General features: G+C 71.4%; 23 protein-coding genes. 17 read left to right on the plus strand and 6 right to left on the minus strand.

Annotated elements, in window-relative coordinates:
* Positions 1–275: 275 nt before the first annotated feature.
* A complete protein-coding gene (locus tag ABEA10_RS18825; RefSeq protein WP_345465382.1) occupies positions 276–1,286 on the minus strand; it encodes a helix-turn-helix transcriptional regulator in 1,011 nt (336 codons plus the stop codon).
* A gap of 92 nt (positions 1,287–1,378) precedes the next feature.
* Here ABEA10_RS18825 and ABEA10_RS18830 point away from each other — a divergent pair, with 92 nt between their 5' ends.
* The gene (locus tag ABEA10_RS18830) at positions 1,379–1,777 is read left to right on the plus strand and encodes a VOC family protein (protein WP_345465384.1); all 399 of its coding nucleotides are present in this window, start codon (positions 1,379–1,381) and stop codon (positions 1,775–1,777) included.
* 179 nt (positions 1,778–1,956) lie between these two features.
* On the opposite strand, the gene ABEA10_RS18835 is transcribed toward ABEA10_RS18830, so the two are convergent.
* Both ABEA10_RS18835 and ABEA10_RS18840 read right to left on the minus strand, forming a co-directional pair.
* On the minus strand, positions 1,957–2,937 hold the full coding sequence (locus ABEA10_RS18835) for a DUF5954 family protein (RefSeq protein WP_345465386.1): 981 nt from the start codon (positions 2,935–2,937) through the stop codon (positions 1,957–1,959).
* Positions 2,938–3,092: 155 nt separating this feature from the next.
* Entirely contained in the window at positions 3,093–4,466 is a 1,374-nt protein-coding gene (locus ABEA10_RS18840; protein WP_345465388.1) for an MFS transporter, read from the minus strand.
* 122 nt (positions 4,467–4,588) lie between these two features.
* Here ABEA10_RS18840 and ABEA10_RS18845 point away from each other — a divergent pair, with 122 nt between their 5' ends.
* From ABEA10_RS18845 to ABEA10_RS18875, 7 genes are all read left to right on the plus strand, one after another.
* On the plus strand, positions 4,589–5,074 hold the full coding sequence (locus ABEA10_RS18845; RefSeq protein WP_345465390.1) for a MarR family winged helix-turn-helix transcriptional regulator: 486 nt from the start codon (positions 4,589–4,591) through the stop codon (positions 5,072–5,074).
* Positions 5,075–5,136: 62 nt separating this feature from the next.
* Positions 5,137–6,078: a hydroxymethylglutaryl-CoA lyase gene (locus tag ABEA10_RS18850; protein WP_345465392.1), complete on the plus strand. Its 942-nt coding sequence runs from the start codon at positions 5,137–5,139 to the stop codon at positions 6,076–6,078.
* 23 nt (positions 6,079–6,101) lie between these two features.
* On the plus strand, positions 6,102–6,872 hold the full coding sequence (locus ABEA10_RS18855) for an enoyl-CoA hydratase/isomerase family protein (protein WP_345465394.1): 771 nt from the start codon (positions 6,102–6,104) through the stop codon (positions 6,870–6,872).
* A 55-nt stretch (positions 6,873–6,927) separates the two neighbouring features.
* Positions 6,928–8,124, plus strand: a complete 1,197-nt coding sequence (locus ABEA10_RS18860) for a CaiB/BaiF CoA transferase family protein (RefSeq protein ID WP_345465396.1) — start codon at positions 6,928–6,930, stop codon at positions 8,122–8,124.
* 2 nt (positions 8,125–8,126) lie between these two features.
* Positions 8,127–8,918: an enoyl-CoA hydratase/isomerase family protein gene (locus ABEA10_RS18865; protein WP_345465398.1), complete on the plus strand. Its 792-nt coding sequence runs from the start codon at positions 8,127–8,129 to the stop codon at positions 8,916–8,918.
* A complete protein-coding gene (locus ABEA10_RS18870) occupies positions 8,918–10,537 on the plus strand; it encodes an AMP-binding protein (RefSeq protein ID WP_345465400.1) in 1,620 nt (539 codons plus the stop codon). Before ABEA10_RS18865 ends, ABEA10_RS18870 begins: the two co-directional genes overlap by 1 nt.
* A 64-nt stretch (positions 10,538–10,601) precedes the next feature.
* Complete coding sequence (locus ABEA10_RS18875; RefSeq protein WP_345465402.1) at positions 10,602–11,564, plus strand: NAD(P)H-dependent flavin oxidoreductase; 963 nt, start codon at positions 10,602–10,604, stop codon at positions 11,562–11,564.
* 75 nt (positions 11,565–11,639) lie between these two features.
* Here ABEA10_RS18875 and ABEA10_RS18880 read toward each other — a convergent pair whose 3' ends face one another.
* Entirely contained in the window at positions 11,640–12,236 is a 597-nt protein-coding gene (locus tag ABEA10_RS18880; protein ID WP_345465404.1) for a TetR/AcrR family transcriptional regulator, read from the minus strand.
* Positions 12,237–12,308: 72 nt separating this feature from the next.
* On the opposite strand from ABEA10_RS18880, the gene ABEA10_RS18885 reads away from it, so the two are divergent.
* The 3 genes from ABEA10_RS18885 to ABEA10_RS18895 all read left to right on the plus strand — a co-directional run bounded on the left by ABEA10_RS18885 (position 12,309) and on the right by ABEA10_RS18895 (position 14,936).
* Positions 12,309–12,683 (plus strand): nuclear transport factor 2 family protein, encoded by a 375-nt coding sequence (locus ABEA10_RS18885; RefSeq protein WP_345465406.1) that lies wholly within the window; start codon positions 12,309–12,311, stop codon positions 12,681–12,683.
* A 100-nt stretch (positions 12,684–12,783) separates the two neighbouring features.
* Entirely contained in the window at positions 12,784–13,710 is a 927-nt protein-coding gene (gene sigJ, locus ABEA10_RS18890) for an RNA polymerase sigma factor SigJ (protein WP_345465408.1), read from the plus strand.
* 2 nt (positions 13,711–13,712) lie between these two features.
* Positions 13,713–14,936, plus strand: coding sequence for an NAD(P)/FAD-dependent oxidoreductase (locus tag ABEA10_RS18895; RefSeq protein WP_345465410.1), 1,224 nt, complete (start codon positions 13,713–13,715; stop codon positions 14,934–14,936).
* On the opposite strand, the gene ABEA10_RS18900 is transcribed toward ABEA10_RS18895, so the two are convergent.
* Positions 14,917–15,828, minus strand: coding sequence for an SAM-dependent methyltransferase (locus ABEA10_RS18900; RefSeq protein ID WP_345465412.1), 912 nt, complete (start codon positions 15,826–15,828; stop codon positions 14,917–14,919). The genes ABEA10_RS18895 and ABEA10_RS18900 overlap by 20 nt on opposite strands.
* 129 nt (positions 15,829–15,957) lie before the next feature.
* Complete coding sequence (locus tag ABEA10_RS18905; RefSeq protein WP_329246732.1) at positions 15,958–16,161, minus strand: cold-shock protein; 204 nt, start codon at positions 16,159–16,161, stop codon at positions 15,958–15,960.
* A gap of 439 nt (positions 16,162–16,600) precedes the next feature.
* Here ABEA10_RS18905 and ABEA10_RS18910 point away from each other — a divergent pair, with 439 nt between their 5' ends.
* The 6 genes from ABEA10_RS18910 (at position 16,601) to ABEA10_RS18935 (ending at position 20,568) form a co-directional block, all read left to right on the plus strand.
* Positions 16,601–17,686, plus strand: coding sequence for a fatty acid desaturase family protein (locus ABEA10_RS18910; RefSeq protein WP_345465418.1), 1,086 nt, complete (start codon positions 16,601–16,603; stop codon positions 17,684–17,686).
* 381 nt (positions 17,687–18,067) lie between these two features.
* Positions 18,068–18,448 carry an STAS domain-containing protein gene (locus ABEA10_RS18915; protein WP_345465420.1) on the plus strand — a complete coding sequence of 127 codons (381 nt, stop codon included), beginning with the start codon at positions 18,068–18,070 and terminating at the stop codon, positions 18,446–18,448.
* Between the two features lie 81 nt (positions 18,449–18,529).
* A complete protein-coding gene (locus ABEA10_RS18920; protein WP_345465422.1) occupies positions 18,530–18,784 on the plus strand; it encodes a hypothetical protein in 255 nt (84 codons plus the stop codon).
* A gap of 261 nt (positions 18,785–19,045) precedes the next feature.
* On the plus strand, positions 19,046–19,315 hold the full coding sequence (locus ABEA10_RS18925; protein ID WP_345465424.1) for a hypothetical protein: 270 nt from the start codon (positions 19,046–19,048) through the stop codon (positions 19,313–19,315).
* Positions 19,308–19,913 (plus strand): DUF6879 family protein, encoded by a 606-nt coding sequence (locus ABEA10_RS18930; protein WP_345465426.1) that lies wholly within the window; start codon positions 19,308–19,310, stop codon positions 19,911–19,913. The genes ABEA10_RS18925 and ABEA10_RS18930 overlap by 8 nt, the downstream gene beginning before the upstream one ends.
* A 19-nt stretch (positions 19,914–19,932) precedes the next feature.
* Positions 19,933–20,568, plus strand: coding sequence for a DUF6082 family protein (locus ABEA10_RS18935; RefSeq protein WP_345465428.1), 636 nt, complete (start codon positions 19,933–19,935; stop codon positions 20,566–20,568).
* The last annotated feature ends 22 nt before the right edge of the window (positions 20,569–20,590 follow it).

Raw genomic sequence — 20,590 nt, forward strand, 5'->3', positions numbered from 1 at the left:
CCGCCAGCTCATGCGACAACCGCCGCTGAGCATCCGGCCCCAACGGCTCCTTCACCACAACAGAACGTTCGGCGCAGAAAAGGCGCGTAACGCGCGTTCGTTCGCTCTCGTGGAGTATCTCCACCCGGTCGGGCGGATCCCGGCCCGGGAACACGTCGTCCGCCCCCATCCGGCACCTCCCCCCGCTGGTCGGACCCGGTTAATATCCTGTCTACACCTAGTTTGAGCAGGTGTGATGCCCACCACGATGACCTCGGACAGCGGGCCCCGGATCATCAGCCCGGCCCGGTGTCCGCGTACCGGGTGAGACGTCGCGCCAGATCGTTCACGAGACCGCGCAGCTCGCCCGGCTGCTCGATCACGAACGGTCGGTCCAGCGCGGCGAGCCGGGGCGGGATCCACTCCAGCCGCTCGGCGCGGAGCCGGACGCGGCACCAGCCCTCGCTCCGAACCGCCTCGTCCTTCGACCGCGGAGGCGCCGACGGGACTTCGTCGACGATCGCGACTCCCTCCGGGAACTGCGAACGGATGCGGTCGACAGTGGCCTGCGCCCGAAACGTGACCTCGTGCGCCCACGGCGTCCGCGCGAGGCCGGTCAGCACGTGGGCCGCGGCGTCGAAGTCCTCGGGCTGGTCGAACGAGCCGGACAGCACCTCGACGTGTTCGATCCGATCGACCCGGAACGTCCGCACCTGCCCGCTGATCGAGTCCGCGCCGGCGACGTACCACCGGCCGGAGTGGGCGACGAGGCCGTACGGGTGAACGACCCGCCGGCTGCGCCGCTCGTCGCGGGCGTGGTACCGCATCTCGACCGGGCGCCGGTCCCAGGCGGCCTCGGCGAGGCTCAGCAGGACCCGCCCGCCCGGACCGGTGACGGCGTCGTCGGCCGGCGCGGTGAAGCGCGCCGTCGCGAGCAGCGCGGTCAACCGGCGGCCGAGCGGCCGGGGCAGCACGCGCCGGATCTTGGCGGTGGCCGTGTCGGCGGCCGCGGCCGAGGTCGCCCCGAGCCCCGTCCGCCGTACGGTCATCAGGCCGAGCAGCGCGGCCAGCGCTTCGTCGTCGGTCAGCATCAGCGGAGGCATCCGGTACCCCGGAGCGAGCCGGTAGCCCCCGTACCGGCCCCGTACCGACTCGACCGGCACGTCGAGGTCGACCAGGTGGTCGATATAGCGCCGGACCGTACGCGCGTCGACGCCCAGCCGCTCGGCGAGGCTCGCGAGGGGATGGACGCCGCCCGCCTGGAGGATCTCCAGGAGGGCGAGTACCCGAGCGGTAGGACGACTCATGGCAGCAAGTCTCTCGCGAATAGTGGACGGTTTCTGTCCAGTATCCGGCCTACAGTCGGGCCGTCATCACCCGACAGAGGAGCTACGCGGCAATGCACTTCGCTTCGATCCGCATCATCACCGACGACGTCGACCGAATGATCGAGTTCTACGAGAAGGCCACGGGCCAGACGGCGAAGCGGTCCACGGACGACTTCGCCGAGGTCATCACCCCCACCGGGACCATCGCCCTCGCGAGCGCCCGTACGGTCCGGGCGCTCGGCCCGCACGCGCCCCGGCCGGCGGCCAACCAGAGCGTGATCATCGAGTTCCGCGTCGAGGACGTCGACCGCGAGTACGAGAACCTCAGGCGGTTCGACCCCGAGTTTGTGAACGAGCCCACGACGCAGCCCTGGGGAAACCGATCATTGCTGTTCAGGGACCCGGACGGCAACCTGGTCAACTTCTTCACCCCCGTCACCCCGGACGCTCTCAAGCGCTACGAGCGGTAGTCCGTCCGGCCGCGCGCCGGCCGGCTCCCTCCGGGGTGCGCGGGTCGCCGGGGCGACGCGGTAAGACCGGGCCACCGCCTGGGGACGGACGCGGGAAGACTGCGGCATCGCCCGGGAACGGGACGCGGTACGGCCGGGGGCGCCGGCCGTACCGTGTCCGTCCGGCCACCCGCTCCGCGTCAGGCCTGGGGCTGGGGGTTCCGGGGCCAGCCGTAGCGCTCCTGGTCCGACGGGCGTGGACCTTCGGGGCCGTCGCGGCCGACTCGCATCATGCGTGAGATCCGGACGATGCAGTAACGCCGCCCCAGCACCTCGAACACGGGGCCGGGCGAGGCTTCGACCTGCTCGGCGGCCTTCTTCCACTCGGCGAGTTCGCCGGGCGTCGCGGGGGCGCCTTCCCACGCACGGATGCGGGGCAGCGCCTCGACGAAGTGGAAGGCCAGGTTGGTGCGGGCCCTCTCGGGGCCGTCCGCGCCGGTGATCTGGCTGACGGAGTCGCCGTCGAACTCCACCACGTTGAACTCCGGCGGGAGCAGGATCACACCGGGGTGGGTGCGGATCGCGTGCCGCGCCTCGGTCATGACCGCCTCCGGGACCGGCTCGGGGAGCGGAGGCACCCAGCCGACCAGGTTCATCCGCATGCGCGCCTCCCACACCCCGGCCGGCGCCAGCGGGTCGATGGGGTGGCCTTCCAGGAGAGAGGCGCCGGAGGAGGGCGGGTCGACGTCGGTCGGCCGGGGCGGCTCCATCACCCGGTCACCGATCAGGATGAACTTCTCGGCCCGCACGAGCCGGTAGCGCTTGTCGCCGATCTCCCACTCGTCCTTGGCGAGCTGCTCGCCGGACTCGGGGTCGAGCTTGCCGGCCGCCGCCAGCATCGCGCGCCGGACCTCCCGGTCGGTCTCGCGCTCTCTCGCCTCGACGCGCAGGTGACTCGCCAAGCCGATCCGGGCCCCGTACGGGTCGTCTCCACCGACGGTGCCGATGCGCCAGGTGGTCCCAGACTGGATCGCGAACCCGAAGTCGGGCCCGCCTCCGGTGATGAACCGGGGGTACTCCCGCATCCGATCACCGAGATCCTTGTCCCGCATCGCCGCGACCGGGTCGAGATCGGCGACCACGTTGATGTGGTCGTACCCGGGCATCAGAGGAAAGGCCATGGCCCCATACTGTCCGCAACCGCCCGATCACGCATCGCTTATCGCGATTTTGGCGCGGCCCCGCTCGGACGAGCGGCGCGGACGCGGTGGCGGTCTCGGCGCCGGTACCGGTCACGGGCCCGTACAGGTCGCGGTCCCGGTCGCGGGGACGGCGCTCACCGCTCCTCCCTGAGGTCGGACGCCTTCACGCCCAGCAGGAGCAGCGCGACGGCGAGGAGCACGATGCCCCCGCTGATCTGGAGACCGAGGGAGAGACTCCCGGTACTGGCCTGGATGAAACCGAGCAGTGACGGCGATGCCGCGGCGGCGAACGACCCCATGGAGGTCACGACGGCGATGCCCGTGGCCGCCGTACGGTCGGAGAGGTAGATCGAGGGGATCGAGTAGAAGACCGTCAGCCCCGAGTAGTGGGCCGCCGCGAGGATCGCCAGGAGGACGACGACGAGGACGACGCTGTCGTGGACCAACGAGATCGCGACCATCGCGAGCACGGCCACGAGCCAACTGGCGGCGGCGTGCCAGCGTCGTTCGAGCGTACGGTCGGAGTGCCGTCCGACGACCACCATGACCACGATGCCGAGCAGCGGCGGCAGCGCGGAGAACAGGCCGAGGTTGAGGACATCCCCGACGCCGGCGTCGGCGATGATGCGAGGCGTCCAGAAGGACACGGCGTTCGCGAGGGTGTAGGCGCCGCAGGCGCACAGGCCGAGGATCCAGACCTTGCCGTCGCGCAACGCCGGCAGCAGGCCCTGGTGGCGGCCGTCGCGGACCCCGCCACCCTTGCGGATCTCGCCGCCCTTGCGCCCCTGGTCGGCCTCCAGGTCCGCGCGGACCGCCGCCTTCTGCGCGGGAGTGAGCCATTTCGCCTGTTCGGGCCCGTCGACCAGCCAGAAGAGCACCAGGATCGCCAGCAGGATCGGCGGGATGCCCTCGATCAGGAAGAGCCACTGCCAGTCGGCGAGCCCGGCCGCGCCGCCGAAGGTGTGCATGACGCCGCCGGACACGAGGGAGCCGAGCACCCCGGAGACCGGTACGCCCATGAAGAAGACCGCGGTCATCCGCGTACGGCGGGCCGAGGGGAACCAGCGGGACAGGAAGTACAGCGCGCCGGGGAAGAACCCGGCCTCGGCGACGCCGAGCAGGAAGCGGGCGACGCAGAAGGTGATCTCGTCCCGTACGAACAGGGTCGCGACGGTCACGACTCCCCACGAGCCCATGATCCGCACCAGCGTCTTACGCGCGCCGATCCGGGCGAGGAGCGCGTTGCTCGGCACCTCGAAGAGGATGAAGCCGACGAAGAACAGGGTCACCCCGAGGCCGTACACGGCGGGCCCGAAGCCCAGGTCCCGCTTCAGGCCCTGCTGAGCGATCCCGATGTTGGTGCGGTCGACGAAGCTGACGATGTAGCAGATGACGAGCAACGGCATGAGGCGCAGCGCGATCAGGCGATACGTGGCGGTACGGTCCACGGCGGGCTCGTCGAAGGCCGCCTGGTCGCGGGGTCCGGTAACGGCTGGAGGTTCGGCCACGAGCTGCGACTCCTTCAGCAATGGGGCGGTGAGGGCTGGGTCGCCGAAGCGGCTGGGACGTGAGTGTGTGGGCCAGGTGTTGACTTTGTCAATAGTCGACCGAGGCCGATAGGATCGGGCCCATGGTCGAGCGCGCCGACGGCAAGGACCTCGTCCCCATCTCCGAGCTGCTGTCCTACCGCCTGTCGCGTACGTCATCGGCGCTGTCCCGCAGCGCCGCGCTGCGCTACCGGCGCGAGTTCGACGTCAGCCTGGGCGAGTGGCGCGCGATCGCCCTCATCGCATCGGACCCGACGCTGACGCTGGGCCGGCTCGCCCGGCGCGCCGGCCTCGACAAGGCGCAGATGAGCCGGGTGGTCAGCAAGCTTACCGAGCGAGGGTTCGTCTACCGCACCACAGGGTCGGGGCGCACCTCGCAGCTGGCCCTCACCGAGACGGGGATCGGCGTCTACCGCGGCCTGATCACCGCGGCGAACGAACGCGACGCGATGTTCCTCGGCGCCCTCTCCCCCGAAGAGAGCGAGGCGCTGCTGCGCGCGATCGACAAGCTCGCCGAGCTCGCACTGTCCCTCGAACGCCAGGAGCGGGAGCACGTCGGCGGCGACTGACTTCGTGTTGACTTCATCAACGCTTTGGCATAGTTCTTGGGCGTTGATGAGGAGGTGACTCGATGACCGACGCGGTCACGATCTGTGAGTGCTTCGCACGCGACGGGCTCCAGCACGAACCGGCGTTCGTCCCCACGGAGACCAAGGTCGCTCTGCTGGAGGCGTTCGTCGCCGCCGGGTTCACCCGGATCGAGGCGACCAGCTACAGCCATCCGGAACGCGTCCCCGCGTTCGCCGACGCGAGCCGGGTGCTGACCGAGGTCACACGCCGTCCGGGCGTGGCCTTCAAGGCGACCTGCCCGAACCCGCGGGCCGTCCGCCGGGCGATCGACGACCTGGACCACGGCGTGGGCGCCGAGGAACTCAGCCTGCTCGTCTCCGCCAGCGAGAGCCACACCGAGCGCAACCTCGGCACGACACGAGCCGGGCAGTGGGAGCGGGTCGCAGAGATGATCCGGCTGGCCGCGGGGCGGTTCCGGCTGATCGGCGTGGTCTCCGTCGCGTTCGGCTGCCCGTTCGAGGGAGACGTCGACCCGGGCCGGGTCGCCGAGGACGTGGCGCGCTTCGCCGACCTGGGCGCGGACGCGGTCACGCTGGGGGACACGACCGGCGTGGCGACCCCGGGCGCGGTCGCGGCGATGTTCCGGCGGCTGGAACGCGAGCATCCCGGGCTCCCGGTGATCGCGCACTTCCACAACACCCGTGGCACGGGTATCGCGAACGCGGTCGCCGCCCTCGACGCCGGCTGCCGGCACTTCGACAGCGCGCTCGGCGGAGTCGGCGGCCACCCTTCGGCCATCACCTACGGCGCCGGGCTCACGGGCAATGTCTGCACTGAGGACCTGGTGAGCCTGTTCGAGGCGATGGGCGTCGACACCGGGCTCGACATCGACGCGTTGGCCACCGCGTCACGGGCCTGCGAGGAGGCGCTGGGCAGGCCGCTCTACAGCATGGTCGCCCGCGCCGGCTTCGCCCGTACCGGCTTCGCCCGCTCCCGCGCCTGACGCCGCACTACCGAGGAGACTTCGTGACCGCCACCACCGGCGAGAACAGGGCCGGCACCGGTGCCCAGTCCGAGCAGGTGCTGCTCGTCGAGGACCGCGACGCCGTCCGCGTTCTCACCCTCAACCGCCCCCACAAGCGCAACGCGCTGAACACCGCGCTGACCCGGGCCCTGAACGACGCGCTGACCACGGCCGACCGCGACCCGGGCGTGCGCGCCGTCGTGCTCACCGGCAACGGGCGCGGCTTCTGCGCGGGCGCCGACCTGTCGGAGTTCTCCGCGCTGACCCCCGACAACCCCGAAGCCGTCCTCGAGCGCGCGGATCTCACCGCCCGCCTGCAGACCCGGATGCAGCGGATGGGCGTCCCGGTGGTGGCCGCCGTGCGCGGCGCCGCCGTCGGCGGTGGAGCGGGGCTCGCCATCGGCGCGGACATGACCGTCGCCGGCACCGACCTGAAGTTGGGCTATCCCGAGTTGCGGCACTCCATCGTTCCCGCGCTCGTGATGACCGGCCTCCAGCGCCAGCTCGGCCGCAAGCTCGCGTTCGAGATGATCAGCACGGGACGGCTGCTCACGGCCGCCGAAGCCGCCGAGCAGGGCCTGGTCAACCGCGTCGTCGAGCCGGATGAGGTGGTGCCGGCGGCGATGGAGGTCGCGCGGCAGTGGGCCGCCGTGGAGCCCCGCGCGATCCGGGCCGCGAAGGACCTGTTCTACCGTGTCGCCGACCTGCCCACCGAGGCGGCGATGCGCGCCGGTCAGGACGTCAACGCGCTGATGCGCGGGTTCCGCCGATGAGCGAGCGAATCAACGAACACGCGCGCCTGGTCTCTCCGCCGACGCAGGAGGACTCATGAGCGAGCGACCGCCGCTGGCCGGCGTCACCGTCCTCGACTTCTCCCGGGTGCTCGCCGCGCCGATGGCCACCCAGATCCTCGCCGAGCTCGGCGCGACCGTGGTGAAGGTCGAACGGCCGCGCAGCGGGGACGAGACGCGCGGGTTCGAGCCACGGCTGCCCCACGGGGAGAGCGCCTACTTCTTCGCGTTCAACCGCGGGAAGCGCTCGATCACCCTCGACCTCAAGCACCCGGACGGCCGCGACCTCGCCCGCCGCCTGGCCTCCCGCGTCGACGTCGTCGTGGAGAACTTCCTGCCCGGGACGATGGATCGGCTCGGACTCGGCTACGCGGAGCTGTCCGCGGACAACCCCCGCCTCGTCTACGTCTCGGCGACGGGCTTCGGCCAGACCGGCCCGAACCGCGACCGCAAGGGTTATGACACCGTCTTCCAGGCGCTGTCCGGGGTGATGGCGATGACCGGCTCCCCGGACGGCCCGCCGGCCAAGGCCGGGGTCCCGGTGGCCGACATGACCTCCGGCCTGTGGGTGGCGATCGCCGTACTCACCGGGCTCATGGGCCGGGCGACGGGCGGCCGCGGCCGCCATCTCGACGTCGCGATGATGGACGTCCAGCTCAGCCTGCACGCCCTCAACGCGGCGCGGCTGTTCGCCCTCGACGAGGACCCCGTGCGTACCGGCACCGAACATCCTGGACGCGTCCCGTCGGCCGCGTTCCGCGCCGCCGACGGCGGGTGGCTGCACATCAGCGGCAGCGACCAGCACTGGGTGCCCCTGTGCACCATCCTCGGGCTGCACGACCTCGCCGCCGACCCCGCCCTGCGGAACAACGCCGGCCGGGTCGCCGAGCGCGAACGCGTCATGCGGGCGCTCACCGAGGCGATCGCCACCCGCGACCGCGAGCCGCTGGTCAAGGAACTGCGCGCCGCCGACGTGCCGGTCGGCGAGGTACGGGGCGTACGGGAGGCGCTGGCGGATCCGCACACGGCGGCGCGGGCCATGGTCACCGCCTTCGAGCACCCCACCGAGGGCACCTTCCCCGCCCTGCGCACCCCGTTGCGGGAGACCGCGTCTCCCCCGCCCGATCCGGCCCCGCCGCCGCTGCTGGGTGCCGACACCGACGCCGTCCTGACCGACCTGCTCGGGCTCACGCCCGCCGAGGTCGCCGACCTGCGCACCGAAGGGGTGATCTGACGATGACCGGCGAGTCCGATCCGGTCCGGGTCCGCTGGGAGGTGTCCGACGGCGTCGCATACGTCGAGCTGAGCCGGCCCGAGGCCCGCAACGCCGTCGACCTCCCCATGTGCCGGCAGCTACGGGCCGCCTTCGAGGAGGTCGACGCCGACGACGATGTACGCATCGTACTGCTCTCCGCCCGGGGTCCGTCGTTCTGCGCCGGAGCCGACCTCAAGGAACGCACCGGCAAGGACGCCGGATGGGTCCGTCGCAGGCGCGTCGCCTCCTTCGCCGCGTACGCCGCCATCGAGCAGTGCCGCCGCCCGGTCGTCGCCCTCGTGCACGGCGCGGTCGTCGGCTCGGGGTGTGAGATCACGATGGCCGCCGACTTCGCCGTCGCGGCCGAGGGCACGACGTTTCGCTTCCCCGAGCCGCACTGGGGCACCGTGGGCGCGACGCAGCGGTTGCAGCGCGTGATCGGCAAGCGGCGGGCGAAGGAGCTGCTGTTCACGAACCGCCCGCTGCACGCCACCGAGGCGCTCGACCTCGGCCTCGTCTCGCGCCTGGTTCCCTCGGAGCGGCTCCGGGAGACCGGGGCGGAGATCGCGCGGACGATCGGTGAGGCGCCGCCGCTCGCGATCGCCCTGACCAAACGCGCCGTCGACCTGGGTGGCGAGACCGATCTCGACCGCGGCATCCGGATCGAGATGGCGGCCATCGAGCAGTGCCTCGCCGACGATGGCTGGCGCGACGGCGTCGACCGGTTCACGCGGCGGGAGCGAGGCACCGACAACCCGGCCGAGGAGGGCTGATGGATCTCAGGACCGCATGTCCGCTCACCGCCCACGAGGCCCTCGACCGTGCCGCGATGCTCGCGCCGGACGTCGAGGCCGTGGTCACCGCGGAGGAGCGGATGACCTACCGCGACCTGGCCCGCGAGGTGGCCCGCGTACGGGCGGCGCTGGCCAGGGCCGGGATCGGGCGGGGAGACCGGGTCGGCATCTGCGCCGGCAACGGACCTCGCTGGGTCGCGCTCTTCGTCGCGATCGGCTCGGTCGGCGCCGTCGCGGTGCCGGTCAACACCCGGTTCACGGCCGACGAGGTGCACTACACCCTGGCCCACGCCCGCGTCTCCACGCTCTTCGTCGCCGACCGCGTCCTTCGCGTCGACTTCATCGCCATGCTGCGCACGCTCGGTTTCGGCGGCGACGCGTCGGTCTGCGCGGCGCTGCCCGACCTCACGTCGGTCGTCGTGCTCGGCGACGACGCCCCCGGCTGGGCCACGTCGTGGCCGGACTTCCTCGGCGCCGCGGACGCCGACGTGCCACCCAGCGGGACGCCGGACGACGTCCTGCTGGTGCAGTACACCTCCGGCACCACGTCCCGGCCCAAGGGCGTGCTGCTCACCCACCGCGGGATGTGCGCCGACGCCTTCTTCTCCGGCGCGCGTCTCGGCCTGCGGACGGGCGACCGCTTCCACAGCGCGCGCCCGTTCTTCCACGTCGCCGCGACCACCTTGTCGATCCTCGCGTCGATCCAGCACGCCGCGACGCTGGTGACGATGCCCCGCTTCGAGCCCGCGGAGGCCCTGCGCCTGCTGGAGGCCGAGCGCTGTACGCACTTCTCCGGCAACGACACCATCGCACTGATGCTGCTCAACCACCCCGACCGCACGCGGCGTACGCTGCACCTGCGCGGTGCCTGGGTCGCGGCCTCCCCCACGGTCATCCGACGTGTCATCGACGAGCTCGGGGCCAAGGAGTGCGTCGCGGGCTACGGCCTGTCGGAGGCCTCGCCGAACGTCGCCCAGTCGTGCTGGTGGGAACCCGAGGAGGTGCGGGCCTCGGGCGCGATGCGCGTCGAACCCGGCGTCGAGGTGCGCATCCGGGCCCTGGACGACGGCCACGACTGCGGGCCCGGCGAGCCCGGCTCCATCCTCGTCCGCGGCTGGAACGTGATGCGCGGCTACCTCGACGCCCCCGAGCAGACCGCCGCCGCCATTGATGGTGACGGCTGGCTGTCCACCGGCGACATCGGCACCCTTGACACGACCGGGCGCCTGCACTTCGTCGGACGTACGAAGGACATCATCAGAGTGGGCGGGGAGAACGTCGCGCCCGCCGACGTCGAGGACACCCTGCACCGCCATCCGCGCGTCCGCCAGGCCGCCGTCGTCGGCGTACCCGACGAGCGGCTGATCGAGGTGCCCTTCGCGTTCGTCGTGCTCACCGAGCCCGGAGCGGCGACGGAGCCGGAGCTGCTCGGCTGGGCCCGCGACCACATGGCCGGTTTCAAGGTCCCGCGCCACCTGCGCATCGTCGAGGGGTTCGAGCACATCGGCATGACCGCGAGCTCGAAGGTGCAGAAGACCCGGCTGGCCTCCCACGCTCGCACGCTGCTCGAACAGCCGCGCCCCGGGGCCGGGACATGACCGGGCCGAACGGGGGAGCCGAAGACACGCCCCAGTGGTCACGCCCTCCGGTGAAGGGGGACTCATGACCGTCATCCCCACGCCCATCACCCGGCTGCTCGGCATCGACCTGCCGATCGTGCAGGCGGGCATGTCCTGGGCCTCGTCCTGTTCCGCGCTCCCGCTCGCCGTCAGCCGGGCCGGCGGGCTCGGCGTCGTCGCGGCCGGTCCGATGCGGCCGGCCGACCTCGCCCGTACGCTGGACGAGATGGCCGCCGGCACCGACCGGCCCTGGGCGGTGAACCTGCCGCTCTACCGGGCGGATGCCGACGAGGTGATCGAGCTGCTGCTCGAGCGCAGGCCTCCGGTGCTCATCGCGTCGCAAGGCGGACCACGCCGCTACCTGCGGCGTTTCCAGGACGCCGGCACGACCTGCCTGCACGTGGTCGCCGGCGCCGAGCACGCCCGCAAGGCCGTCGACGCCGGCGTGGACGGGCTCGTCGTCGTCGGCGCCGAGGCGGGAGGTCACCCGCCGCCGGCCATGGTGACCACGCAGGTGCTGGTGCGCGCCGTCGTGACGGCCGTTCCGGGCACGCCCGTCGTCGCCTCCGGCGGCATCGCGGACGGCGCGGGCCTGGCCGCGATGCTGGCCCTCGGCGCGGGCGGCGCCCAGTTCGGCACCCGGTTCCTCGCCAGCGAGGAGGCCACCGTCCATCCGGACTACAAGGCGGCCGTCCTCGCCGCCGGCGTCGACGACACTCGGACCGTCGGACACGGCCTCGGTGTCATCCGCGCGATCGCGAACGACTTCACCGCCCGCATGACCGCGCTGGAGACCTCCGCCGCCGACCTCGACGTCCGCCGCAAGGCGTTCCAGGCCTCGACGCTGAAAGACGCCGCCCTGCACGGCGACGTCACCGGCGGCAAGGTCGAGGCCGGACAGTCCGCCGGGCTCATCGACGCGATCCTCCCGGCGGCCCGGATCGTCGAGCGGATCGTCGCCGAGTACGCCGACGCGCGTGAGCGGCTCCTCCCACCGGCGACCTGACGGAGCGCCGGGGCTCCCGGCGGCCTGTCGATCGCCCGCCTCGCGGACTCGCGAGTGGCAGGAAACCGTCGCCGGTCAGGACTCGCGGGCGCCGTACACGCGCAGGATGCCGTGGCGCAGCGCTTCCGCCGCCTGTGCGGTGGTCATGCGGCCGGCGGCGACCTCGCCGCCGGCCGCGTGGCCGAGCGCGATGGTCGCCGAGACCAGCCAGGCCGGGCTGAGGGCGCCGTCGAACTCACCGGCGGCCTGGCCTCGTCTGATCAGGCGCTCCAGCGGCGCGATGACCCCGGCGTGCTGACGGTCGGAGTCCGCCTTGTCGATGGCGGTCACCGACGGGTGCAGGAGCAGCGCGTACCGGTCGAAGAGCCGCCAGGCGACGTCGAGCCAGCGCAGGAGCGCCTCGGTGGCGGTGCCGCCGTCGACGTCGGCGGCCTCGAGGGCGGCGACGGCTTCGGCCGTGATGCGGTCGAGGACCGCGGCGACCAGCAACGGCCGGGACGGGTAGTGGGCGTACACGGTCTGGCGGGCGACGCCGGCCGCGGCGGCGATCTGTTCCACCTTCGCGTCCGGATGCCGGCCGAGCACCTGGACGGCGGCGTCGAGCACGGCGGCGGCGCTGCGCTCGGCGTCCGAACGCCGCCGGCGGCGCCGGCCTCCTGTTACCTCTGACACGGTTGTCCAATCTACCGCTGGGCGCTAACTTGGACACAGGTGTCAGAGATAACTCGAACTCAGGGGGAACAGATGACGCCCCGTACCGATCTGACCGGCTATCTGGTCCGCTATCCCCGGGAGGCAGGGCTGGGCGACGAGGATCCGGCGGCTGTGCTCGACCGCTACCACACATCGGACTATGAGCTGGTCAACGACGGTGTGCTGTTGGACCGGAGGCGGCTGCTGGATCACATCCGCCCGGCCCGCAAACGGGCCGCCGGTCTCCGTGTCGAGGTCGAGCAGGCGTTGGTGGACGGCGACCAGGTCGCGGCCCGGTACCGGCTCGTCGCCGAGCTGCGCAAGGGCGGCACCATCACCACGGAGATCTACATGTTTGGAGAGCTGGCCGCCGACGGCAGGCTGCGCCGCGCCGTCCAGGCCACCCGGACGATCCGGCCCGAGTAGTTCCGCCGGTCCATCGAACGTGAGGGCGTCCGTCCGCAGGGCCGCCTGACCTGCCACGATGGCGTTGTCACATTCGCGGATCCTCTATCGTCCCCTTTTCGTGAACGACGATGACGACGCGGCGAGGGAGTTCGAGGCTCTGCGCGGCCGGTTGGTCGCGGTGGCCTACGGGCTGCTGGGCAGCGTCGACGAGGCCGAGGACGCCGTCCAGGAGAGCTGGCTGCGGCTCTGCCGCGTCGACCGGAGCGAGATCGACGACCTGACCGGCTGGCTGATCGTCACCGTGGCCCGCATCGCGCGCGACGCGCTGCGGTCGGCGCGTCACCGCCGCGAGGAGTACGTCGGGCCCTGGCTGCCCGAACCCCTGGTCGGCGTCGGCGACCCTCGGGCCGGTGCCGCCGACCCGGCCGACCGCGTCACGCTGGACGAGTCGCTCAGCATGGCCCTGATGGTGGTGCTGGAGGCGCTCAGCCCGGCCGAACGGACCGCGTTCGTGTTGCACGAGGTGTTCGGGATGCCGTTCGCCGACGTCGGACGGGTCGTGGGCCGCAGCCCCGCGGCCTGCCGCCAGCTCGCGGCGCGGGCCCGGCGGCGAGTCGAGGCGGGTGCGCCGCGGTTCGCGGTGTCGCCGGGCGAGCGGCGTCGGGTGACCGACGCGTTCGCCGACGCCTGCGGAAACGGGAACGTCCGCGCCCTGCTGGACGTGCTGGACGGCGGTGTCGTCCTGCGCAGCGACGGCGGCGGAGTCGTCCGGGCCGCGCGCAGGCCCGTTCGCGGCGCGGACCGGGTCGCCCGCTACCTGGCGGGCGTCATCCGCCGCAGAGGTGTCCGCACGATGATCCCCACGACCGTCAACGGTGAGCCGGGCCTGCTCTGGCTGCTCGACGGCGCGCTGGACGCCGTGGTGACGATCACCGTGGCGAACGGACGCGTCACCGCGGTCGACATCGTCCGCAACCCCGGCAAGCTCGCCCGGGTGCGCCGCCAGACCGCTCCCCCCACGCGGAGCCGGAACCGAGAGGAATGATCATGTCTGACATCGTGATCCTGGGCGGTGGGTTCGCCGCCGTCTGGAGCGCCGCCGCCGCGGCCCGGCTGCTGCGGCAGCAGGGTGCGGACCGTACGGTCACCCTCATCGCCCCGGGCGACGACCTGGTGATCCGCCCTCGCCTCTACGAGGCCGACCCCGCGACGATGCGGGTCCCGCTCGACGACGTCCTGAAGCCCATCGGAGTGGAGCGTTCGGCGGGCACGGCCACCGCCGTCGACACCGAGCGGCGGCGGGTGACCGTCCAGGGCCGCGACGGCGACGTCTCCGAGCGGTCGTACGAACGGCTCGTTCTGGCGACCGGCAGCCACCTCGTCCGGCCGGACCGGCTGCCCGGGGCCGAGCGCCTGCACGACGTCGACACCATCGAGGCCGCCGCGGCGCTGGACGAACACCTGCACGCTCTTCCCGCGGGACCGGCCGACGGCCGCTTCACCGCGGTGGTCGTCGGCGCCGGGTTCACCGGCCTGGAGATCGCGACCGAGCTCGTGGGCCGCCTGCGCGCGGTCGCGGCGCCCCACGGCGCCGAGGACCAGGTCCGCGTCGTCCTGGTGGAACGCGCCGACGCTCTGGGCCCCGAACTCGGCCCCGGCCCGCGCCCCGCCATCACCGCCGCCCTGGACGAACTGGGCGTCGAACGCCGGCTCGGCACGTCTCTCTCCGCCGTCACCGAGCAGGGCGCCGAGCTGAGCGACGGCGTCACCATCCCCGCCCGGACGGTCGTGTGGACGGCCGGCGTGCGCGCCAGCCGGCTCACCGAAGACGTGCCCGCCGAACGCGACGATCTCGGCCGCCTGCTCACCGACCGTTTCCTGCGGGTGCCCGGCGTGCCCGGTGTCTACGCGGCCGGGGACACCGCCGCCGCCGAGACCGAGGGCGACCACCGGACGATGCCCAGCTGCCAGCACGCGCTCCCGCTCGGACGCTTCGCCGGTCACAACGTGGCCGCCGACCTGCTGGGCCTGCCGCCGGTTCCCTTCGCCCCCGACCCGTACGTCACCTGCCTCGACCTCGGCTCCGCCGGCGCGGTCTTCACCACCGGCTGGGATCGCCGGGTCCAGTGGACCGGTGAGACGGCCAAGGCCCGCAAGCGTACGGTGAACGAGGACTGGATCTACCCGCCGACCAATGACGCCGACGAGATCCTGCGCCGCGCCGACTACCGGGTCTCGACCCGCCGTCCCGTCAAGGCCGGACCGGCTTGATCGCCACGCCGGCGAAGGCGCCCGCCTGGGCGGGCGCCAGGGCGGCGTCGTGGAGGTTCCCGTCCGGGCGCCACTCCGAGACCGGGACGACGCCCGGCTCGACCAGGTCCCAGCCGGCGAAGAACTCCTCGGTGCGTTCCCGCGGACGGGCGGTCAGGCTCACGCCGGCGCCGGTGTAGCCGCCCACCACGGCCCGGGACGTCTCCGGGTCGTCCACCAGGTCGGCGGTGGCGTGCGACAGGATCATCACGCTGCCGGGCGGCAGGGCGGCCTTGTAGCGTTCGAGGATCTCCCCGGGCCCGTCCTCGTCGGGGATGAAGTGCAGCAGTGCGACGGTGAGCAGGGCCACCGGACGGGTGAAGTCGATGAGGCCGGCCGTCTCGGGCGCGGACAGGATCCGCCGGTGGTCCCGGAAGTCGGCGTCCAGGTAGGCGGTACGGCCCTCGGGAGTGCCCTGGAGCAGGGCACGCGCGTGCGCCAGCACGATCGGATCGTTGTCCACGTAGACGACGCGCGAGTCGGCGGCCACCGACTGGGCGACCTCGTGGGTGTTGTCGGCCGCCGGGATGCCCGTGCCGATGTCCAGGTACTGGCGGATGCCCAGGTTCGCCGCGAACCGCACCGCGCGCCCCAGGAAACGGCGGTTGGCCTGGGCGCCGACGGCCAGACCGGGAAAGATCTCCAGCATCTTGGCGGCGGCCTCCCGGTCGGCCGCGAAGTTGTCCTTGCCGCCCAGGAAGTAGTCGTACAGGCGCGCCGCGTGCGGCACATCGGTTCGCAGGTCGAGTGACGGCCGGTGCTGATCCCCTCGTACGTCCGCCCACGCCGCCGATGAGCTCCCGGGCGCCGCGCTCGCCGGCGGCTGCTCCGATCCGGGATCCGCTTCCGTCACCAGAACCCACTCACTTCCCCATAGCGGGACGCATTCGCCGTATCGCGCGAATGCTACCGCTGTCCGGGGCCCGGAAGCCTGCGGGTCCGCGCCCCTGGGGGGTGCGGACCGGCGGCTCGCGGCTGGAGGTCAGGCGGGGACGATGTTCTCCGCCTGGGGGCCCTTCTGACCCTGCGTGATGTCGAACGTGACCTTCTGCCCCTCGTGGAGCTCGCGGTAGCCCTGCGTCATGATGTTCGACTGGTGGGCGAAAACGTCGGCGCCGCCGTCGTCGGGCTCGATGAAGCCGAAGCCCTTCGTCGCGTTGAACCACTTCACGGTGCCAGTGCTCATGATCTTCTTCTTTCTGGGGTGATGACGGAGCGCGCGCCTTACGGGCTCCTGTCGCTGCGATGACCCGGATCCGGGAAGGTCCGGAAACGTCCGGGAAGGTCCGGGAAGGCCCGGAAAAACGAAAATGCGCCTGAAGGTCAGAGCCTGCAGGCGCACCAATGTCTAGGGAACCACAACTGCAACTAGCAGGCACGCTATCACACGGAGTATGCGCCCCCACCGGATCGACCTGCGGACATCGGACCTGATCCGGGCGGGAACTCGGGGACGCGGTGTGCCGTTGTGCCCGTTGGCGGAGGCCGAGTCCTGGTACGAGCGTGCCGGCTCCGGTCGCCGGATTGTTCGTTCTCCCAGGGTTGAGGTCTGCCTTCGGCGGCGGATGGTCGCAGCAGCGCGCGATGGCGCTGCGGTCCGCACCTGCTTCCCCGAAGGAGTGTCGATGACGTCCAACGCCCTGCGATCGGCCGGCATTGCTGCCGGTGCCGGTGGCGAGGAGTGCATCGCTGCCCGTGGCAGCGACTACGCGGTCCTGGCCCGGCAGGTGAAGAACGCCGGGATGCTGGACCGCCGGCCCGGCTACTACTCGCTGAAGATCGCGGCCAACCTGGGCCTGTTCGCACTCGCCGGCACGGCGTTCGTGCTCCTCGGGCGCTCGTGGTGGCAGATGCTCGTCGCCGCCTTCCTCGGGATCGTCTTCACCCAGATCGCGTTCGTCGGGCACGACGCCGGTCACCGCCAGATCGCCGGCTCGAGGCGGGTCAACGACCTGCTCGGGCTGGTCCACGGAAACCTGCTGATCGGGCTGAGCTACGGCTGGTGGGTGACCAAGCACAACCGCCATCACGCCAACCCCAACCACGAGGACCGGGACCCCGACGTCGCGAACGGCGCGATCGCCTTCACCACGGATCACGTACGGTCCCGCCGCAGGTGGGCGACCCGGACGCTGGCGCGCCACCAGGCGTACCTGTTCTTCCCGCTGCTCCTGCTCGAAGGAGTCAACCTCCACGTCGCGAGCGTGCGGGCCCTGTTCGGCGACGACATGGGCAGGACCAGGTCCAAGCCGGTGGAAGCGCTGATGCTGGGGGTGCACCTGGCCGGCTACCTCACCGCTCTCCTGGTCGTGCTCACCCCGTTGCAGGCGCTGGTCTTCGTCGTCGTCCACCAGTGCGTGTTCGGTCTCTACATGGGATGTACGTTCGCGCCCAACCACAAGGGCATGCCGACCGTACGCGAGGCCGACAAGCTGGACTACCTGCGCCGGCAAGTCCTCACCTCGCGGAACATCCGCGGTGGCCGGTTCGCCGACTTCGTGCTGGGCGGGCTGAACTACCAGATCGAGCACCATCTGTTCCCCAGCATGCCGCGGCCCAGCCTGCGCCGGGCCCAGGAACTCGTCCGCGCCCACTGCGGGAAACACGGCCTGACGTACCACGAGAGCAGCATCGTCGGTTCGTACGGCCAGGTTCTCCGCCATCTGCACGCGGTCGGCGCGCCCTTGCGCCGCGTGCCGGACGCCGGATGACCGGATTCCCGCCGGACGCCGTACGACCACGGCCCGTCGTCCCCGGGGCCGCCTCGGTGGGGTAGGGTTGAGGTCAGTCGAGGGTTTTTCGTGCGCTCACAACCGAGTCGGCGCCGTCCCCGGCACCCACTACTTCGGCCTCTTCACAGTAGGTCAAGACGGGTCGGCGAACACGCCGCCGCAGCGGACTCACGGATGATCGTCGAGGGGCGACACGCCTCACCGATCGTTCCGGCTCCACCGCCCGACGCCGTCCTTGCCCGCCGGGCCCGTGGTGCGACCCGCGTTCTCAACCCGCGGGCGACACGTGCGGCACGGTCTCACTCGAGCCCCGGCCGGTAAGTCCCGCTGTGACCCGGCCTTCGATTCGGAGACCAATTGATGTACCACGACACCATCCGGGCCGACCTGTTCGGCCACTCGATACGCGGCCATACCGTGCTGGCGATCTCCGGCGAGCTGGACATCTCCACCACCGCCGGCCTCCGCGACCGGATCGCCGCCGTCCTGGAGGACGGGGCCAAGCTGGTGGTCATCGACCTGTCCCGTGTCTCGTTCTGCGACGCCTCCGGACTGAGGATGCTCGTCGCCGTACGACGGAAGGCGGACGCGTACGGATGCGCCGTCGCCCTGGCCGGACCGCGTCCCCACGTGCGGAAACTGCTGCGCATCACCGGCCTCGACCAAGCCTTCCCGATCTACTCGACCCTCGGCCAGGCCGTCCCCGGCCGGGTTAACGCCTATGACCCCGCCGTCGCATGAGACTCAAGGGCGCGAACGGCCGACGGCCGCCGGGCGACGCCGGCACGCCGTAACGAGCGTCGCCGCGGAAGGACGACCGCGATGAGCGACAGCGGCCCCACGGGCGAACTCCACCTTCGCATGGCCGGCCACACGACCGACTGGAAACTCCTTCTCGTCGACGAACCACCCACCGAGGACGAGGTGGCGTCCTGGATGCAGGAAGGGATGGTGGCCCGGATCCGGGTCACCGAGCAGGGCAGCAACGAGCCGCACACGTTGCTGGTGAACTTCTCCCTCGTCGTGGCCGCCCGCCTCCTCCCGGCGTCCCGCGGCGACCGAGGCGTCCAGTTCTGACCACCCGGGCGCGGCTGCCGGGGTTCACTGGGTGTTGGACTGCGATGCCGAAGACTGCGTCGACCGGCTGGTCGAGCATTCCGCACTGAGTGGGCCGGAACTCACCTACCTACACGCGAGGCGAGCCGTACAGCGAGGTGACCATGCCGTGGCTCGGTCCCCCATCCGTGCGCCTCCGAAGCGACGCGAGGTCGTTGTCCAGCCTCCACCACCGTGCGATGCTCAAGAAGCCACTCAGCGAACGAGCAGCGGGAGGCCGGAATGGAACGCCCCTGGGAAGCCGACCCGGCAGCGAGCTTCCAGCGACGGCTGGGCAAGTCCGCCTTAGAGCTCGGCGGCACTAACGCCACTCCCTCATGCCCGGATATCTGGGAGCTGGACAACGGAGACATCGCGGTGATCGGCCGGGACATGACCGAGCAGTACGCGGGTCGGCTGCCCACCGGAGTCAGCGTCGTGTCCGACGAGCGCCTGGTGGTCATTCCGCGCAACATGATCATCGCCGCGAAACCCGACATTCCTGATGCTTGAGCGCGTCGCAGAGCTCACCGGCCAGGAGCTGAAACTCGACGAGTATTTCGAGGACTTCGACGCCCGCTTCTGGCAAGTGGACTCGTCCTGGAAGCTGGAGCGCCGCCAGGTCTTCCAAGAACCCGATGTGCCCAGTTGGGCGGCGATGGCCGCAGGCGATCGGAAACGTTCACTGGCGCTCGCCGACGAGATGCGCACAGGCATCGCCGAGCACCAGCGGCGACTCGATGCGCACGGCATCGTCCAGCGGCGGATACGCGTCGTGGAGCTTCCGCTCTCCGACTACCTGTGGTGGGAGTTGTATGTCCTGCGCATCCGCGCCGACCTGGGAGAGCGGATCCGTGTATTGCCCCCGTCGGACGTGGCCTCGTGGGAGACATCCGGTTCGCTGCCGGAGATCATTCTGCTCGGTGAGCAGAACACGTACCAGGTGCGGTACGACGACGACGGCACCGTCATGGGAGCGAAGCTGCTGACAGATCCCCGGGTCGCCGTTGCGTGCCGCGCCGAGATGGCGGCGCTGTGGGCGAAAGGCGAGGACCTGGCGAGTTTCCTCACGCGTACGGGCGTGCTGGCGGACACAGGAAAGCCCTCTTAACGGGCTGGTGAGGTGTCTCGTGACAGGCCGTTCGCGCGGATCAAGATCGACCGGCCCGCTGTACGGCAGGCTGCTCGTCATCTCACTGGTGTCAGTCTCAGTCTTCATGGTCGCCGTCTCGCCGATCGCACTCGACCTCTTCGGCGGCAGCGCGAACTCCTGGGCTCGGCGCGGCAACATCGGACAGACCTATGGGGCGGCGGCCGCTCTGCTGTCCGTACTCGCGCTCGGTGGGGTGGCCGTGTCCCTCGTCCTACAGGCTCGTGAGTCGAAGGCGAACCGGGAACACGCGTCCCGGTTGATCCACACCGATCTGCTGAAGATGGCGATGGATGATCCGGCCTACTTGGAATGCTGGGGGCCGTACTCGTCGGCCACCGATCCCGTCACGCAGCGGCAGGCCATGTACGTGAATCTGATCCTCTCCTATTGGGAGAGCAGGTGGGAATTGGGACAGTTCTCCGAAGTGCACCTCCGGGAGGCTGCCGCCCACATGTTCCGGGCGACACCAGGCCGAAACTTCTGGGCCGACAACCGCGCGTTGCGGATCGACACCTCCGAAAGCCGCAGAGCGCGGATGTTCCATCAGATCCTCGACGAGGAGTACCTGAGAGCTCTTACCCCAGGCCCCTCCCCCGCTACAGACACCTCCTAGAGCTCGACGTGATCCCCACGGA

Source organism: Actinoallomurus oryzae, assembly GCF_039541955.1.
In the GTDB taxonomy this organism is placed as follows: domain Bacteria; phylum Actinomycetota; class Actinomycetes; order Streptosporangiales; family Streptosporangiaceae; genus Actinoallomurus; species Actinoallomurus oryzae.